17 protein-coding genes are annotated in these 16,478 nt (G+C 62.7%); 13 read left to right on the top strand and 4 right to left on the bottom strand.

The window, feature by feature from the left end; genetic code table 11:
• Positions 1-11: 11 nt before the first annotated feature.
• The 4 genes from obgE to EL217_RS08680 all read left to right on the top strand — a co-directional run bounded on the left by obgE (position 12) and on the right by EL217_RS08680 (position 4,713).
• Positions 12-1,544: a GTPase ObgE gene (gene obgE, locus EL217_RS08695; protein WP_126319617.1), complete on the top strand. Its 1,533-nt coding sequence runs from the start codon at positions 12-14 to the stop codon at positions 1,542-1,544.
• A 137-nt stretch (positions 1,545-1,681) separates the two neighbouring features.
• A complete protein-coding gene (proB, locus tag EL217_RS08690; RefSeq protein ID WP_005284367.1) occupies positions 1,682-2,914 on the top strand; it encodes a glutamate 5-kinase in 1,233 nt (410 codons plus the stop codon).
• A 23-nt stretch (positions 2,915-2,937) separates the two neighbouring features.
• A complete protein-coding gene (locus tag EL217_RS08685; protein ID WP_126319615.1) occupies positions 2,938-3,867 on the top strand; it encodes a D-isomer specific 2-hydroxyacid dehydrogenase family protein in 930 nt (309 codons plus the stop codon).
• A 156-nt stretch (positions 3,868-4,023) separates the two neighbouring features.
• A complete protein-coding gene (locus tag EL217_RS08680) occupies positions 4,024-4,713 on the top strand; it encodes a metal-dependent transcriptional regulator (RefSeq protein WP_023030362.1) in 690 nt (229 codons plus the stop codon).
• A 26-nt stretch (positions 4,714-4,739) separates the two neighbouring features.
• Here EL217_RS08680 and EL217_RS08675 read toward each other — a convergent pair whose 3' ends face one another.
• Genes EL217_RS08675 through EL217_RS08660 form a run of 4 tightly spaced genes read right to left on the bottom strand, consistent with a single transcriptional unit; the run spans position 4,740 to position 8,120 of the window.
• Complete coding sequence (locus tag EL217_RS08675; RefSeq protein WP_023030363.1) at positions 4,740-5,537, bottom strand: metal ABC transporter permease; 798 nt, start codon at positions 5,535-5,537, stop codon at positions 4,740-4,742.
• On the bottom strand, positions 5,525-6,349 hold the full coding sequence (locus EL217_RS08670; protein WP_023030364.1) for a metal ABC transporter permease: 825 nt from the start codon (positions 6,347-6,349) through the stop codon (positions 5,525-5,527). The genes EL217_RS08675 and EL217_RS08670 overlap by 13 nt, the downstream gene beginning before the upstream one ends.
• Positions 6,346-7,044: a metal ABC transporter ATP-binding protein gene (locus EL217_RS08665; RefSeq protein WP_023029118.1), complete on the bottom strand. Its 699-nt coding sequence runs from the start codon at positions 7,042-7,044 to the stop codon at positions 6,346-6,348. The genes EL217_RS08670 and EL217_RS08665 overlap by 4 nt, the downstream gene beginning before the upstream one ends.
• A complete protein-coding gene (locus tag EL217_RS08660) occupies positions 7,041-8,120 on the bottom strand; it encodes a metal ABC transporter substrate-binding protein (RefSeq protein WP_126319613.1) in 1,080 nt (359 codons plus the stop codon). The genes EL217_RS08665 and EL217_RS08660 overlap by 4 nt, the downstream gene beginning before the upstream one ends.
• A 225-nt stretch (positions 8,121-8,345) precedes the next feature.
• Here EL217_RS08660 and EL217_RS08655 point away from each other — a divergent pair, with 225 nt between their 5' ends.
• From EL217_RS08655 to holA, 9 genes are all read left to right on the top strand, one after another.
• Entirely contained in the window at positions 8,346-9,614 is a 1,269-nt protein-coding gene (locus tag EL217_RS08655) for a glutamate-5-semialdehyde dehydrogenase (protein ID WP_126319611.1), read from the top strand.
• A gap of 4 nt (positions 9,615-9,618) precedes the next feature.
• Positions 9,619-10,545: a cutinase family protein gene (locus EL217_RS08650; RefSeq protein WP_126319609.1), complete on the top strand. Its 927-nt coding sequence runs from the start codon at positions 9,619-9,621 to the stop codon at positions 10,543-10,545.
• A gap of 18 nt (positions 10,546-10,563) precedes the next feature.
• On the top strand, positions 10,564-11,181 hold the full coding sequence (gene nadD / locus EL217_RS08645) for a nicotinate-nucleotide adenylyltransferase (protein WP_005284339.1): 618 nt from the start codon (positions 10,564-10,566) through the stop codon (positions 11,179-11,181).
• 117 nt (positions 11,182-11,298) lie between these two features.
• Positions 11,299-11,742 (top strand): ribosome silencing factor, encoded by a 444-nt coding sequence (gene rsfS / locus EL217_RS08640; RefSeq protein ID WP_005277990.1) that lies wholly within the window; start codon positions 11,299-11,301, stop codon positions 11,740-11,742.
• Between the two features lie 7 nt (positions 11,743-11,749).
• The gene (locus EL217_RS08635) at positions 11,750-12,448 is read left to right on the top strand and encodes a histidine phosphatase family protein (protein WP_126319607.1); all 699 of its coding nucleotides are present in this window, start codon (positions 11,750-11,752) and stop codon (positions 12,446-12,448) included.
• Positions 12,448-13,245 carry a DegV family protein gene (locus EL217_RS08630; RefSeq protein WP_126319605.1) on the top strand — a complete coding sequence of 266 codons (798 nt, stop codon included), beginning with the start codon at positions 12,448-12,450 and terminating at the stop codon, positions 13,243-13,245. The genes EL217_RS08635 and EL217_RS08630 overlap by 1 nt, the downstream gene beginning before the upstream one ends.
• Before the next feature lie 158 nt (positions 13,246-13,403).
• Complete coding sequence (locus tag EL217_RS08625) at positions 13,404-14,069, top strand: ComEA family DNA-binding protein (RefSeq protein ID WP_126319603.1); 666 nt, start codon at positions 13,404-13,406, stop codon at positions 14,067-14,069.
• Between the two features lie 20 nt (positions 14,070-14,089).
• Positions 14,090-15,493, top strand: coding sequence for a ComEC/Rec2 family competence protein (locus EL217_RS08620; protein ID WP_126319601.1), 1,404 nt, complete (start codon positions 14,090-14,092; stop codon positions 15,491-15,493).
• 7 nt (positions 15,494-15,500) lie between these two features.
• Positions 15,501-16,469 (top strand): DNA polymerase III subunit delta, encoded by a 969-nt coding sequence (gene holA, locus EL217_RS08615; RefSeq protein ID WP_023017097.1) that lies wholly within the window; start codon positions 15,501-15,503, stop codon positions 16,467-16,469.
• Positions 16,470-16,478: the final 9 nt, after the last annotated feature.

Genomic DNA, 16,478 nt, shown 5'->3' with positions numbered 1-16,478 from the left:
AGAGGCTGTTCATGGCACGTTTTATTGACCGCGTCGTCTTGCACTTGCAGGCTGGCGACGGTGGGCATGGCTGCGTGTCTGTCCACCGTGAGAAATTCAAGCCTCTGGGTGGACCGGATGGCGGCAATGGCGGCCATGGTGGCGACATCATCTTGGAGGTCTCAGAGCAGATCCATACCTTGATGGATTTTCACTACCGGCCGCATATTAAGGCCGAGCGTGGCGGCAACGGCGCCGGCGATATGCGCAATGGCGCGCGCGGTGAGGACCTGATTTTGGAGGTTCCCGCGGGTACGGTCGTGCGCACGGAAAAGGGCGAGACCCTAGCGGATCTCACCGTGCCGGGCACGCGTTTTGTCGCGGCTGAGGGCGGTTTCGGTGGCCTGGGCAACGCGGCGCTGGCGTCCAAGAACCGCAAGGCGCCGGGCTTTGCACTGCAGGGCGAGCCGGGGCAGGCCCATGATTTGGTACTCGAGCTGAAATCCATGGCGGATGTGGGGCTCGTCGGATTCCCTTCGGCGGGCAAGTCCTCATTGATTTCGGTGCTCTCTGCTGCCAAGCCGAAGATCGGTGATTACCCGTTTACCACCCTGCAGCCTAACTTGGGCGTAGTGGATATGGGCGATAGCTCCTTTACCATTGCCGATGTCCCCGGCCTTATCCCTGGCGCTGCCGATGGCAAGGGCTTGGGGCTGGACTTCCTGCGTCACATCGAGCGCACGGCGGTGCTAGCCCACGTGGTTGATACCGCGTCCATCGAGCCGAGCCGCGATCCGGAATCCGATATTGAGGCGCTGGAAAATGAGCTGGCTAAATACCAGGAGGCGCTAGAAAGCGATACCGGCTTGGGGGACCTGCGCGAGCGCCCGCGCGTCATCATCCTGAATAAGGCGGATGTCCCGGAGGCGGAAGAACTGGCGGAGTTCGTCAAGGATGACCTCAAGGAAAAGTTTGGCTGGCCGGTATTTATCATCTCTGCGGCGGCGCGCAAGGGCTTGGATCCGCTGAAATTCAAGCTCATGGAAATGGTCACCGAGCACCACAAGGCACAGCCCAAGCCTAAGCGGGATGCTTCGCATACCGTGATTCACCCCAAGGCCCAGGCGCATAAGAAAAACACCGGTAGCTTCGCGGACTTTAATGTGCGCCCGGATCCAGAGGTGCAGGGCGGATTCATCGTGGAAGGCGAAAAGATCGAGCGCTGGATTACCCAGACCGACTTTGAAAACGATGAGGCCGTGGGCTACTTGGCAGACCGCCTGGCCAAGGCCGGCGTGGAAGACGAGCTGCACAAGCAAGGCGCGGTGGAAGGCTGCCCCGTGACCATTGGCGGGATTACCTTCGAGTGGGAGCCGATGACCGGCGGCGATCCCACCATGGCCAGCCGCGGCGAGGATGCCCGCCTGAAGGGCACCAACCGCGTCTCCGCGGCGGAGCGCAAGCGCGCCTCCCAGGCCCGGCGTGGCTTGGTCGATGAATTCGACTACGGAGACGAGGAAGAGGTCACCCGCGAGGGCGCCAACCGCGACCGCTGGCAGGGTTAGCCACCGCGCGAGTGGGGAAGTGGGGCCTCGTCCGCTGGGGCGAGTGCCCCCACCCCGGGCATAATGTGCTGCGCACATGGGGGAAATACGCCCCAATGAAGGGGACTCGTGCCGGAAGCTTTGTACACTATTGAGTTATGTCTTCTGATCAACAGAAAGAGCCCATTCTTCCGCTCCCCGTAGAGCCTTTTGATGGCCCTACCGCTGATACCCCGTTCCCTGAAGCCCTCGATGAAAACCCGATAGCCTCTGGGTTTGAATCCGAATTGCGTAACTCTATCGCTGAGGCCAAGCGCGTCGTTGTCAAGATTGGTTCCTCGTCGCTCACGGATGAGAATTTCCGCGTTTCGCAGGAAAAGATCGATCACATCGTGGATGCCGTCCACGCGCGCATGGGGCGCTCCGATGTCATCATCGTTTCCTCCGGTGCGGTTGCTGCTGGCATGGGCCCGCTCGGCCTGCACCAGCGCCCCACCGACCTGGCTACGAAGCAGGCCTCTGCGTCTGTGGGCCAGGTGCACCTGGCCTATGAGTGGGGCCGTTCCTTCGCGCGCTACCAGCGCACCATCGGTCAGGTGCTGCTTACGGCGTCCGATGCCGGGCACCGCGACCGTGCCCGCAACGCGCAGCGCACCATTGATCGCCTGCGCCAGCTGCGCACCATCCCCATCGTGAACGAAAACGACGCCGTGGCTACCTCTGAGATGCACTTTGGCGATAACGACCGCCTGTCGGCCTTGGTCGCCAACTTGGTGGGCGCGGACGCGCTCTTCCTGTTCTCTGACGTCGATGGCCTCTATGACAAGAACCCGGCCGAGCCGGATGCGAAGTTTATCGATGAGGTGCGTACCGGTAAGGATCTCAAGGGCGTTGTTGCCGGCGATGGCGGCAAGGTCGGCACCGGCGGCATGGCCACGAAGGTCTCCGCCGCCCGCCTGGCCACCCGCGGCGGCATTCCAGTGCTGCTCACCTCTACCGATAATATTGGGCCCGCGCTTTCCGATGCCTCCGTCGGCACCGTCTTCCACACCCGCGAGGAACGCCAGCTTTCGGCCTGGAAGTTCTGGGCACTCTACTGCGCCGATACCGGCGGAGCCGTGCGCCTGGATGAGGGTGCGAAGGAAGCCGTGACCAAGGGCGGTACCTCCTTGCTTGCCGTGGGTATTACCGATGTCCGCGGTGAATTCAACAAGGGCGAGATCATCGATATCTTGGGCCCGAAGGGCGAGGTTATCGGCCGCGGTGAGGTCCGCTTCGATTCCGAGGAATTGAACGCGATCAAGGGCATGCAGATGAGCGAGCTGCCAGAAGATAAGCGCCGCTCGGTCGTGCACGCGGATTACCTTTCCAACTTCGCCTCGCGCATCTAGCCGCGTGCCGTACGCTGGTTCCCATGAAGTATTTTATGGGACCAGAAACCTGGCAGCCTATGGTCGATGACTTAAGCGCTGCCGGCCACGAACGCGTAGAAAACCTCGAAGACGCAGAGGTCTATGTCAATACCACACCCAGCCCGCGCCGCATCCCAGAGATGCCGGACAATATCGGCTGGGTGCAGCATTGTTTTACCGGCGTCAACCAACTCATCGATGCCGGGTTGATTACCCCTGAGGGATTGCCGTGGTGCAATTCCGCCGGCGCCTTTGCCAAGCCGGTGGCCGAATGCGCCTTGGGTCTCCTGCTCTCCCAGGCCCACCAGCACAAGGCCTTTACACAGGCCGGCACCTGGTCGGTGGCCAAGGAGCTGGATGAAGCGCAGGAGTGGATCTACGACCAGCAGGGGCCGAAGAAGGTGGCGATTTTGGGCGCTGGGGGCATCGGCAAGCAGCTCATTGCCTTGCTCAAGCCCTTTGGGGTCCACATCACCGCCGTGAATCGCTCCGGCCGCCCAGTGGAGTGCGCCGACGAGGTGGTGGCCATGGATGACGCCGCGCACGTGTGGGGCGAGGCCGATGTCATTTTCTGCATCCTGCCCGCCACGGCGGAAACGGAGGGGCTTATTGATGCCGCGAAGTTCCGCGCCATGAAGCCGTCTGCGCTGTTTATTAACGTCGGGCGTGGCAGCACCGTGGTCACGGATGATTTGGTGGATGCCTTGCGCGAGGGCGAGATTGCCGGCGCCGGTTTGGAGGTTGTGGACCCAGAGCCGCTTCCCGATGACCACCCGCTGCTCTCCCTGCCCAATTGCACCATGACCCCGCATATCGGGGCGACGAAGCACGTGGCGCAGTATCACATGGGCGATATTTTCAATGCCAATGCCGCCGCGTGGGACAAGGGTGAGCCCATGCCCACCCAGGTGGACCCAGAGGCGGGATACTAGAAAAATCAAAAGCCACGGACAGCGATGGCTGGGTGCGTCGTGTGTGTACCGAAGAAAGGACGTACCGCCCACTGTCCGTGGCAAGTGAAAATAAAAGTTCAACTCGTTGAACTACTGCTAAACTAACACTTATCCAAGGACGACGCAAGCACGATTATGAAGATGGTGGATATGCACCTAGAAGAACTGCCTACCCGCAGCCAGGATTATCTTAAGGTTCTGTGGGATTTATCGGAGCACTCCGGTGGCGCCCCGGTAGCGCTGAAGGATGTGGCGGCGCGCCTGGAACAAAAGGTGCCCACCGCCTCCGAGGCGATTAAGAGGCTCGCCGCCCAAGGACTGGTGGAGCACGAGCGCTATCAGGGCGTCTCATTGAGCCCTGCAGGCCGTGAACTGGCGATGCAGATGGTGCGCCGCCACCGCCTATTAGAAACCTTTTTGGTAGAGACCCTGGACTATTCCTGGGACGAGGTGCACGAGGACGCTGACCGCCTCGAGCACGCCTGCTCCGATCGCTTTATCGGCCGCATCGATGCGCTGCTGGGATCCCCCGACCGCGATCCGCACGGCGATCCCATTCCCGATATTGGCGGCGGGATCGAGGATCTTGGCACGCTCACGCTCGCCAGCGCCCCGCTTGATGCGCCCGTGACCGTAGAGCGCGTCTGCGATGAGGATCCAGGCTTGCTGCGCTACCTTGACCGCTTTGGGGTGGAGCTGGGCAACGAGCTGCGCGTAAGCGATAGCGTGGCCGGGTTATTGACGGTGCAGACCGAAGGCGGCGAGATGTCGCTGGCGGAGGTGGCCGCCCGCGAGATCACAGTCCGCCTGGCCTCGACTAAATAACGCGCGGCGCCATCCCGCGCCGCGCGCTAGGAAATCGCCTTATAGGCCGTCATGCTGGCGAGGTAGAACACGCCGGCCACAATGGCGATGGTGCCGCCGGCCGAAAGGCTCAAGTGCGCAGCGATAAAAAGCCCGGCCACCGCGATGGTGATGCCGATGATGCCCGCCCCGATAAGCAGCGCCTCCGGGCGCGATACCCACGGGCGCAGGCCCGCGGCTGGAGCCACGAGCAAGGCGATGGACAAGATGGTGCCGACGGCGGGGATGACGGCGGCCATCGTCAAGCAGATAAGGCCGAGCGTCAGGGCATCGTAAAGCCCGCTATGCGGGGACGTGGTGGGGTCGAAATACGCCTGGAAGAGGCGGCGCCGGCAGGCTAGTACCGCCAGCAGGCAGATAATGACCAGGCCGGCTGCGACGGCGACATCGCGGTGGTTGACCGTGGTAAGCGAGCCCACCAGGAAGCTATCGACGTGCAGCGGCAGCGGCTGGAACCAGCGCAGCAACAAGATACCCATCGCAAACCCCAGAGTGAGCGTGGTGCCCGCCGCAGCGGTGGAGGAGACGCCGTGCACCTTGCCCAGGTAATGCATGAAAATCGCCAGCGGAATGCAGACCGCCACGGAGCCGAGCATGAGCCCATCGCTCAAGTTGGCACCCAGCGCATTGGCCACGACGACGCCGAGGACCGCGCCGGGAAAGGTGCCGTGGGAGAGGCTCTCAGCAAAAAAGACGCGATTGCCCAACACCATGAGCGTACCTACCAGCCCGGAGAGGCAGCCTACCGCGATGGCTTCGAAGAATGGCAAAGTTAAGACACCCATATGCGCCTGCCTAAAAGTGCGAGCGGAACGGTCAGGGACAGCGACAGCGCGACGATGGCTTGCGGGGAAATCTGGTGGGAGGTCACCGAAAGCATGAGCCACAGGCCCACGCATACGGCGACTACCGCGCCCACCAGCGCCCACAGGAGCATCTGCAGTGGGGTGCTAGCCAGGACGCGCCCGACCAGGCCCGGGACCACCACGAAACCCAAAACGAGCAATACGCCGATGGCGGAGCTCGCGGCGACGACGATAAGGCCCACCGCTACGTTGGCAGTGACATCGATTAGCCCCACGCGGATGCCGGTGGCGCGCGCGGATTCGCGGTCAAAGGCGACGGCTACTTGCGAGCGCCAGGTGGCCAGAATGAGCAGGGCGGCAACCACGCACAAGATGATCGAGGGGATCATGCGGTCAGTGGTGATATCGAGCAAGCGGCCAAACATAAGGGCCTCCAGCTGGCCGGAGCGATCCCCCACGGCGAGGCTGATGACCACGCCGATGCCATACATCAAGGTCAGTACCACCGCGGTACCGGATTCATGATCGTGGCCATCGCTGCCGGAATTCAGGCGCGCCAAAATGAGCACGGCGACACCCGCGGCGACGGCGGCACCGGGCAAGATGCCGGGAAAGCCCGCCACGGCCAGGCCGATGACGATGCCCGGGAATACCGAGTGGACCAGCGCCTCGACGCTAAATTCCATGCGGCGCAGGTTAACCATCACGCTGACCACTGCGCCGGTCAAGGCCACGCACAACAAGAACAGGGCGGCGCGCTGCATATAGGGAGCAGTAAGCAGAAGCGTCACATGTCCCCCTGCAATACCGACGTGGCCTCCAGGTAGCGCTCGACTGCATCCTCGGTATCAAGGACTTCGCTGTGGCCGTCCACGATGAGCATTCCGGCATCGCAGGCGCGCTGCGCCAAAATGGGATCGTGGGTGGAAATGAGCAGGGCAACCCCGCTTTCCTTGAGCTTGGCGATGATCCCTAAAAGCACCTGCCTGCTATCTTGGTCCAGGCCATTGAAGGGCTCGTCCATGAGCACCAGGTCCGGGTGGGCGGCCAGCGCGCGGGCGATAAAAATGCGTTGGCGCTGCCCGCCCGAGAGCTTATCCCAGCGGGTCTTCGCCTTATCCGCCATGCCGACGAGCTCGAGCGCCTGTGTAATCTGCGGGCGCAGGCGGCGCATGCTGCCCATGCGCTCCCACCACGAGGCCTTATTGAGCAGGCCCATTTCCACGACCCGGCCGGCGGTGACGGGAAAGGTGGGATCGCAGGTGTGGTGCTGGGGAACATAGCCCAGCGTCGCCGTGCGCTGATGCTCGCCGCGCAGCGTAGCAAGGCCGGCGATGGCCTTTAAGAGAGTGGATTTACCAGCACCATTAGCCCCCAGCAGCGCGATGGCCTCACCTTCGTGGATGGTCAAGGAGACATCGTCCACGATGGTGGTGGTGCCATAGCCGCAGGAGGCATGGGAAAGCTCTAAAAGCGGTGTACTCATCGTGCGTTATCCAGGCTTTCTGGCAGATCGGCCGCTTCACCGTCCCAGGCATCTACCAAGGTGGTGACGTTGTGGATGATGGAGCCGATGTAGGTGGCGCCGTCGCTATTCGGCACGCCCAAGGAGTCGCCGTACAGGGCGTCATCATCCATAATGGCCTTGACGCCTGCGGCGCGGGCGATGGCCTCGATGGACTTAGAGTTATTGGAGTTTTCCGCGAAGATGGCCTTGGCGCCGGAATCGCGAACCTCCTTAGCGGCATCCTCGATGTGCGAGGAGGTGGCGTCCTGCTGGTTATTGAAGTCCGTGAGCGCGGAGCCGATGAACTTCACGTCATAGTCGTTGGAGAAGTAGCCAAAGGCATCGTGCGAAGTAAACAGCACGCGGTCCTGCTCGGGGACGGTCTCTAGGGACTCGGTGACCCACTTATCCAGCTCGTCGAGCTGCTTGGTGTACTTTTCGCCGACTTCCTTCACGGATGGCTCCTTATCGGCCAAGGCATCCACGATGTTTTCTACCTGGATCTTGGCGTTCTTGGGGGAGGTCCATACGTGCGGGTCGTGGGTGAATTCTAGTTCCTCGCCGTCCTCACCGGGGAAAGGCCACTCGCGCAGGTCTACCTTGTGCTTGGAGTTGTCATCGCCGGCGGTGACGATGGTCTCGCCGTCAAAGCCGGAAGACTCCACGGCGTTATCGAGGAAGTGCTCGAGATCGACGCCGTTTTTAAAGAGGAAGTCCGCATCCGCCATGGCACTCATCTGCTGCGGGGTCATCTCGTGCTCGTGCGCGCTGGCATTCGGCGCCAACAGGCAGGTGAGATCGAGGGTGGTATCGCCATCGCCCTCGGTGGTTTCCTTGCCGCTGGAATCCACCTTGTGGAGCGTCATGCCACCCTGGGCAATCTGGGTGAGGTAATCGCAGATCTGCGTGGTGGTGGCAACGGCCTTGATGGTCTGATCGTCGCCCGAACCGGAGCCCGCGTCGGAACCGTTGCCGCCGTCGTTCGTGCTGCAGGCGGCGAGGGCGACCCCGCTCAGGGTCAGCATCAGGCCCAGCTTGGCCACGTTCTTTTTCATGAGTGCTCCTTTTGTGCAGTGAAACCTATCAAGCAAAGAATAAACATACCCAAGTAACTATTTCAAGGAATTGAACAATTGGATTTGTAGTTGTGAGCTTTACCGCACTCTCGGGTGCGGGTAGAGGGGGTGGTTTTCTCTGCGTGGCCTGCCTAATTTAGGCAAAGCGTGAGGTACACGGCGGGCGGCTGAAAAACTCGGGCGGGTACGTTACTCTGGTATGACATGAGCAACACTGAACGCGAAGAAGTTCTGTCCAAAGCCCGTGCTGCAAAGGACGTTGCGCCCGTCGTGGCGCAGCTGTCCACGCCGCGCAAGAATGAAATCTTGCAGCGCGCAGCCGAAAATCTCATTACCCACACCGATGACATCCTTGCTGCCAACCAGCAGGATATTGAGGCCGGCCGCGAACGCGGCATGTCCGATTCCCTGATTGACCGCCTGACCTTGGACGCCGCCCGCGTCGAGGGCATTGCCGATGGCCTGCGCCAGGTCGCTGGCCTGCAGGACCCGGTAGGCGAGATCCTGCAGGGCCGCACCATGGATAACGGCATCCAGATGAAGCAGGTGCGCGTCCCGCTCGGCGTGATGGGCATGGTATACGAGGCCCGCCCGAACGTCACGGTCGATGCCTTCGGCCTGGCGCTGAAGTCCGGCAATGTGCCGCTGTTGCGCGGTTCCAAGTCCGCGCGCAACTCCAATACCAAGCTGGTGGAACTCCTGCAGGACACCCTCGCGGAGTTCGATCTGCCGCGCGAGGTGGTCCAGCTCCTGCCGTGCGAGACCCACGATTCCGTCCAGGACTTGATTACCGCGCGTGGCCTGGTGGATCTGGTTATCCCCCGCGGCGGCGCCAAGCTCATTGAGGCCGTGGTTACCGGCGCTACCGTTCCGGCCATTGAGACCGGTACCGGCAACTGCCACTTCTACATCGACGCTTCGGCCGATATGGACAAGGCCATCGACATGGTCATCAACGGCAAGACCCGCCGCACCTCGGTCTGCAACTCTACGGAGTGCGTGCTTATCGATGCCGCGCTTGATGATGCCACCAAGCTGCGCATCGTCCGCGCCCTTCAGGATGCAGACGTCACCGTCCACGGCGACGTGGACGAGCTCGAGGGCTTCGGCGCCACGGACGTCGTCCAAGCCACCGAGGAGGACTGGCGCGAAGAGTCGCTGTCCATGGATATCTGCGCCAAGGTAGTGGACGGCGTCGACGGTGCCATCGCGCACATCGCGGAATTTACCACCGGCCACACCGAGGGCATTGCGGCCCAGGATGCGGACGTTTTGGTCAAGTTCGGCAACGAGGTCGATGCCGCAGCCGTCATGCTGAATGCCTCCACCGCCTTTACCGATGGCGAGGTCTACGGCATGGGTGCAGAAATCGGCATTTCCACCCAGAAGCTGCACGCCCGCGGCCCAATGGCCCTGCCGGAGCTGACCTCTTCCAAGTGGGTCCTCCAGGGCACCGGCCACGTGCGCCCATAAGAACGTGCGCCTTTTAACTCGCTTTCGCGCCGCCGCTGGTGTCCTCACCATTGCCGCCACGGCGGCGCTTGGCGCGTCTATGATCACCCCTGTTGCGGCAGCGGGGGAGAACCACCCGCAGGCCGAGACCTGCCCCGATTACGTCTTCCTTGCCGCGCGCGGCTCGGACCAAAACGAGGAGCACGGCGAGTACTTCGGCCCGCAGCACTACTCGGAACAGGGCGCGGAATCCAATGGCTATGAAGGCCCCAACCTTGCCGCGCTCTTCCACTTGGTAGAACAACGCCACCCCGGTGCGATGGATAATGCCTACGTGCTGGCGCTGGATGCGGATGCGTATCCCGCCTCGATGAACCTGCCACCGCTGGCCCAAGAGGGCGAAAACCTGCGCCCGCTGCAGCTGATGCGCCGCCTCGGTGGGGTGTTGCTGGAACACCCCTTACACGAGCTGGTCTATCAGGTCACTGTCGGGTTTGTGCAGAGCCTGCGCAGCGGCATGAACAACGCGCCGCGCGTGGTGGAGAAGTACGAAGAGGAAACGGGATGCAGCCCGCGCTATATCACCGCTGGGTATTCGCAAGGGGCCATCATCGCCACCAGCGCGGAGCGCTACCTCGCGTCGCAGGACAAGCTCGCCGGGGCGATCTACCTGGGCAATCCCTTGCGGCGTCCCGGCGGCATGGCCGGGCCGATTCCGCGATATCTCATTCCTCACAGTGCCGCACTGCCGGCCGATCGTCGCATCGATTACTGCCTTGCCGGCGACTTCGTCTGCGATCTCAGCCTGCGCAACGCCAAAGATGCCTTGGCCACCAAGGCCGCCCACCACGCTTCGTATTTCCGCGATAGCAAGGGCGATGCGGCAGTGGAACAGGACAATGCCCGCGTGGCCGATACCGTGGCTGGCTGGCTTAACTCCCCAGCAGGGTAGCGGCTATACTCTCCAGCCATGACCAATTCCCAGCGTATTGGGATCATGGGCGGCACCTTTGATCCAATCCACAATGGCCACCTGGTCGCCGCTAGCGAGGCGGCGCACCGCTTTGCCCTCGATACCGTAGTCTTCGTTCCCACCGGCCAGCCGTGGCAGAAATCCTCCCGCGAGGTCACCGCCGCGGAGCACCGGTATTTGATGACGATGGTTGCCACGGCTTCCAACCCGCGCTTTACCGTCTCCCGCGTGGACATCGACCGCAAAGGCCCTACCTATACCATCGATACCCTGCGCGATCTGCGCGAGCTTTTCCCGGGCGCCGAGTTCTACTTCATTACCGGTGCGGATTCCCTACAATCCATCATGAGCTGGCATAACTGGGAAGAGATGCTGGATATGGCGCACTTCGTGGGCGTCACGCGCCCGGGCTACGAGCTGAGTACGGACATGCTGCCGGCCGGCTCGCGGGAGGATATCAACCTTATCGATATCCCCGCCATGGCCATTTCTTCCACGGATTGCCGCGAGCGCGCCGCCCAAAACCGCCCGGTGTGGTACCTGGTTCCAGATGGGGTGGTGCAATACATCACCAAAAATAATCTCTACTCGGCGCAGCCGGATAAACCTTTATAGTTCAAGTTTGGGCACAATCGCGGCGAACGTGCAAGAATAGACAGCTAAAAGACACTTCCTCACCAGACGCGAAAAGGGAATTTTTATACATTGTCTATTTCTGATCTCGCCCGCCGCATGGCGGCAACCGCGGCGCACGCCGCACAGGACAAGCTAGCAAGCAATATCGCGGCAATCGATGTCTCCGATGTCCTCGCCATCACCGAGGTTTTCGTGCTGGCTTCTGCCGATAATGAGCGCCAGGTCGGCTCCATCGTGGATGAGGTGGAGGACCAGATGACGGCCCAGGGCTTCGAGCCGCAGCGCCGCGAGGGCAACCGTGAAAACCGTTGGGTGCTTCTGGATTATGGCAATATCGTCATCCACGTGCAGCGCACGGACCAGCGCGAGCACTACGGCCTCGACCGCCTCTACCACGATTGCCCCTTGGTGGAGATCGAGGGCATTGAGCCTCCCGAGCGCCCCGGCGATTGGACCAATGGCGTTAATCCGCGCACCGTGGATTCCATTGATGAGCTGCCATTGGCGCAAAAGGCCCCTGGCGAGGACGAGGAGCTTTAACCCCACCATGAGCCGCCGCCTGATTCTGATCCGCCACGGACAAACCACCTACAATGCCTCCGGCCGCATGCAGGGCCACTTGGACACTGAGCTTTCCGATGTCGGCTATGAACAGGCCCGCGCCGCCGCGCGCCTGCTCCGGGATCAGGGCGTGGTAAAAATCGTCGCCTCCGATTTGCAGCGCGCGCGAGAAACCGCGCGGGTGGTGGCAGAATCTCTCGGCTTGGACTTTTCTACGGATCCCCGCCTGCGCGAGACCAATTTGGGGCAGTGGCAGGGCAAAAGCTCTGCCGAAGTGGATGCGGAATTTCCCGGCGCCCGCGCCATCTGGCGCCATGACCCTACCTGGGCCCCGCCAGAAGGCGAGTCCCGCGTGGACGTGGCGCGGCGGGCTCGTCCGGTCATCGACGAGCTCATGCAGGAATTTTCCGGTTGGGATGATGGAGCCGTGCTCATCGTCGCCCACGGTGGCGCAATTTCCGCTCTCACCTGCCACCTGTTGGGCTTGGATCACGGCCAGTACGGCATTTTGTCCGGTCTGAAAAATACCCACTGGTCGCAGCTGACCGCCCGCCCGGATTTCAACCCGGAAACCCCCGTGACCTCCCTGGAATTCACGCCGGAGACGGTGGCGAGCGCGCAATGGTACTTCGACGGCTGGAATATGGGTGGCGAGGTCACCGGTGATGGAGGGGCAGATATCTAGTGACCGTTCGCGTCATTACTGACTCCGCGGCCAGCCTGCCCCCAGAGATTGCTGCAGAACTCGATATCACCGTCATTGACCTGCACGTGATGGATAGCGAGGACAAGGGCGGAAAACTGCGCACCACCTCGGGCCTGTCCTCCCTCGAATTGGCCGCGGCCTACGGCCGGGAAATGGAAAAGGCACAGGATGATGGCGTGATCGCCATCCACCTGTCCAAGGAGCTTTCATCTACGTGGTCGGCGGCGGTGGCTGCGGCAGGGGTTTTTCCTGATACGGTGCGCGTTATCGATTCCGGCTCGGCCGGCATGGTCATGGGCGCGGCGGCGATGGCGGCTGCTACCAAGGCGGCACAGGGCGCGGCGCTGGAAGAATGCCACGCGGCGGCGCTCGACAGCATCGAACGCGCGGCTACCTGGGTGTACCTACATTCCATGGAGGATATGCGCCGCTCAGGCCGCATGTCTGCCGCCACCGCCATGTTGTCCACCGCGCTTTTAGCCACCAAGCCGATCATGTCCATCGTGGACGGCAAGCTGGAGCTGGTGGGAAAAACCCGCACGCAAACCAAGGCCTTTACCAAGGTGGTAGAGATCATCGCCGCTCGCGCCGCCGGGGAGCCCGCATTCATCGCCATTCAGCACAACCAGGCCAGCGAAGCGGCAGACAAGCTGCAGGGCCTCTTGCGCGATGCCCTTCCAGAGGGCACGTCCTTTATCACCACGCCCTTAACCGAGGTACTCGCCGTGCACGCTGGTCCCTCCGCCATCGGGGTTTCTGCGGTATTTAGCTCCTAGTCCCTCGCACGCACGCGCGAAGCTGGCCGGCCTGTGGGCCCCTGATTGTGGATAACCGCCCCGCCTCAGCCCGTTTGGTTGCGTCCCGCAACGACTTATCCACAGCGCCTCCGCCCACATCCCCGCACCGCACGCGGGGGCTTCCTAGCCTGTGAGCTATGGCGTCTCCCAAAATCAGCGAACGACTCCGCGAATTTACCCAACCCACCGGCGAGGAAGAACTCCTCCGCGTCGATTACCCGCGCCCGCGCGTGCGCATCAGCCGCTGGCAGGCGTGCGCGGTAGCCATCATGGTGGTGGTGGGCGTCATTATTTGGCTGGGACTGAGCTCCCGCAATTCGGATGAGTCCGGCATGCCCGAACCCGCGGCGATGGAAAGCACTACCGCCGAGCCCAGCGAGATCGTCGTATCCGTCGTCGGCGAGGTTGCAGCGCCCGGCCTGAAGACCCTCGAACCCGGCGCCCGCGTCGCCGATGCCCTCGCGGCCGCCACGCCCTTGCCGGAGGCGGAGACCATGACGCTCAACCAAGCGCAGCGGCTTGCCGATGGCCAGCAGCTCCACATCCTGCCCCAAGGTGTTCCGCCAGACCCCGCGCTTGCCGATGCCCCCACCGCCGCACCCGCCGGCGGCGATAAAGTCAGCCTCAATTCCGCGACCGCCGCCGAACTCATGAATCTTAACGGGGTAGGGGAGGTGACCGCTGAAGCCATCGTCTCCTTCCGCGAAGAGCGCGGGGGATTTAAGGACGTCGAGGAACTCCTCGAGGTCAGCGGGATTGGTCCCGCCAAATTTGCCAAGCTCAAAGATGACGTGCAGCTGTAGGCAGAAGAGGCCACGCCGCGATGAAAGAACTCCGTCTGCTGCCCGGCGCCCTGACCGCATGGGTGGCGGTCATCGCGGTGCTGGTTTTCGGGCAGGGGTGGGCCGTGGCGTGCATCGGCAGTGTCGTAGGAATATGCCTGCTCGCTCGGCACTGGGGCCAAGCTATTTTTTGTGGCGTGATCGCCAGCGCCGCCGCCTTCGTAGCCGCCGTGCGGCAGGCGCGAGCGGCCGCCTTCGATTTCGGCCGCGAGATTACCGGCCGCGTGGTCACCGCGCCGACCCAAACGAGCACCGGCGGTTGGTTCATCCGGCTCGATGTCCCAGGCTACCCCGCGCAGCTTCCGGTATTTAGCCCCGAACCACTGAGCGCACCCGCCGGAACGCAGGTCACGGCCGCGGTACAGCTTTCCGAGTCCGACCAACCCGGAGTGGGAACCGTGATAGCCAACGCCTCCCACCTGCGTATCGACGCGCCCCCTTCGGGCTTGGCCGGCTGGGCCGCACGGGTGGCCGATAACTTCCGCGCGGTCGTACTAGAGGCGGTAGGCCCGAGCAGCCAGGGGCTTATCCCAGGCATGGTGCTTGGCGATACCTCCCTGCAAAGCCCCGCCGAGCGCGAACTCTACATCGATACCGGGCTATCGCACCTCAGCGCCGTATCTGGTGCCAATGTGGCCATCGTCTGTTCCTTCGCCGCCATCGTTTGCGCCGCGTGTGCCGCCGGACCGCGCACTAGGGTGGCGGTGTCCTTGGCCGCGCTAGCCACCTATGTCATCTTGGTGGGACTTGAACCGTCGGTGCAGCGCGCAGCCGTCGCCGGGGTAGTAGGCCTGCTCGCGGTGCTGCACTCTTCCACCATGGAACCCATCCACGCGCTCAGCCTCGGCATCCTCACCCTCCTTTTCGTGGATTCGGACCTCGCGGTGCATTTTGGCTTCGCGCTATCGTGCGCGGCGACCTTCGGCATCGTCATGCTAAGCCCGCTTATTTATTCCCATCTAGCGGTCACCGGCTGGCCCGCCATCTTTCTGCGCGCTATCGCGGTGGCGATTGCCGCCGATATCCTCACTCTGCCGCTTATCGCCCTCATGTCCGGCGAGGTATCCGTCGTCTCGGTCCTCGCCAATGTCCTAGTAGCGCCCGGCACCGCACCCATTACCGTGGTAGGGCTGCTCGCGGCCATCGCCGCGCAGCTAGGACCCTTGAGCATTATCGCCGCGGGATTATTAAAACTCATCGAACCCGCAGCGTGGTGGATCAATACCATCGCCCACGGCGTGGCCAGCCTGCCCGTGGTCACCATCACCGCCCACCCGCTATTTACGCTTCTCGCATATGGATGGGTCATCGCCGGGCTGCTCTATCACCGGCCATGGCTGACCTTGGCGGGGGTTATCGCTTGTCTGGGTCTGCTTGCCGCCTAGCGCTAAAATGATGGACATGCCTCCCGTACACCTCATTCTCGGCGACGATGAATTCCTCACCGAACGCGCCCGCCACACCATCCACAAGGCTGCGGCCGAAGGCGAGGCCTCCCGCCCCGAATTGATGACGCTCAAGGCCTCCGAGGTATCCGAGGGCGAAATCTTAGAGGCCACCAGCCCATCGCTGTTTGGCGATAACCGCGTCATCGTCATCACGGACTGCGAACGCGCCGGGAAAGAGGTAGTCGATATCATCCTGCGCGCCTGCGTCAATCCCGCGCCGGGCATGACCATGGTGGTGGTCTATTCCGTGGCCGCGAAGACGCTGAAGAAAAAGAAGAAGGCGCCCGAGCTGGTGGCGAAGCTGCGCAAGATTGCGGAGGTGCACGAGGTCTTTTCGCTCTACCCCAATGAGCTAGGCCAGTGGGCCACCCGCGAGTTCGCCTCCCACGGCGTTCGCCCCACCCCGGATGTCGTGCACGCGGTTCTCGACGGCGTCGGCTCCGACCTCCGCGAGCTTGCCTCCGCCATCTCTCAGCTCGTGGCCGATACGGGCGGCAACGTCACGCAGGAAGCGGTGCGCAATTATTACGTCGGCGTGGCCGAGGTCGCCAACTGGGACATTGCCGATGCCGCCGTCGCCGGCCGCGTCGAGGCCGCCGTTTCCACCTGCCGACGCGCCCTCCAGCTCGGCGCCAGCCCCGTGGCCATCGCCGCGGCCTTGGCCAATAAGGTAGGCGCCATCGCGCGCCTATATTCTGCCCGCGGGGACCAGTACACACTTTCCAGCCAAACAGGGCTTGCCCCGTATGTGGTGAAAATGACCCAGCCGGTGGCCAGGCGCTGGACTGCCGATGACATCACCGCCGCCGTCATCCTCGTCTCCGAACTGGACGCCGCCGTTAAAGGCCAAGGTGGTGAGCCCGAATTCGCCGTTGAGGCGGCCGTAAAACGAATCGCGGAATTGGCACGTTAAGCTAGAGTC

The organism is Corynebacterium segmentosum, assembly GCF_900637825.1.
Classification (GTDB): Bacteria; Actinomycetota; Actinomycetes; order Mycobacteriales; family Mycobacteriaceae; genus Corynebacterium; species Corynebacterium accolens.
This window is presented reverse-complemented; position numbering and strand designations above follow the sequence as displayed.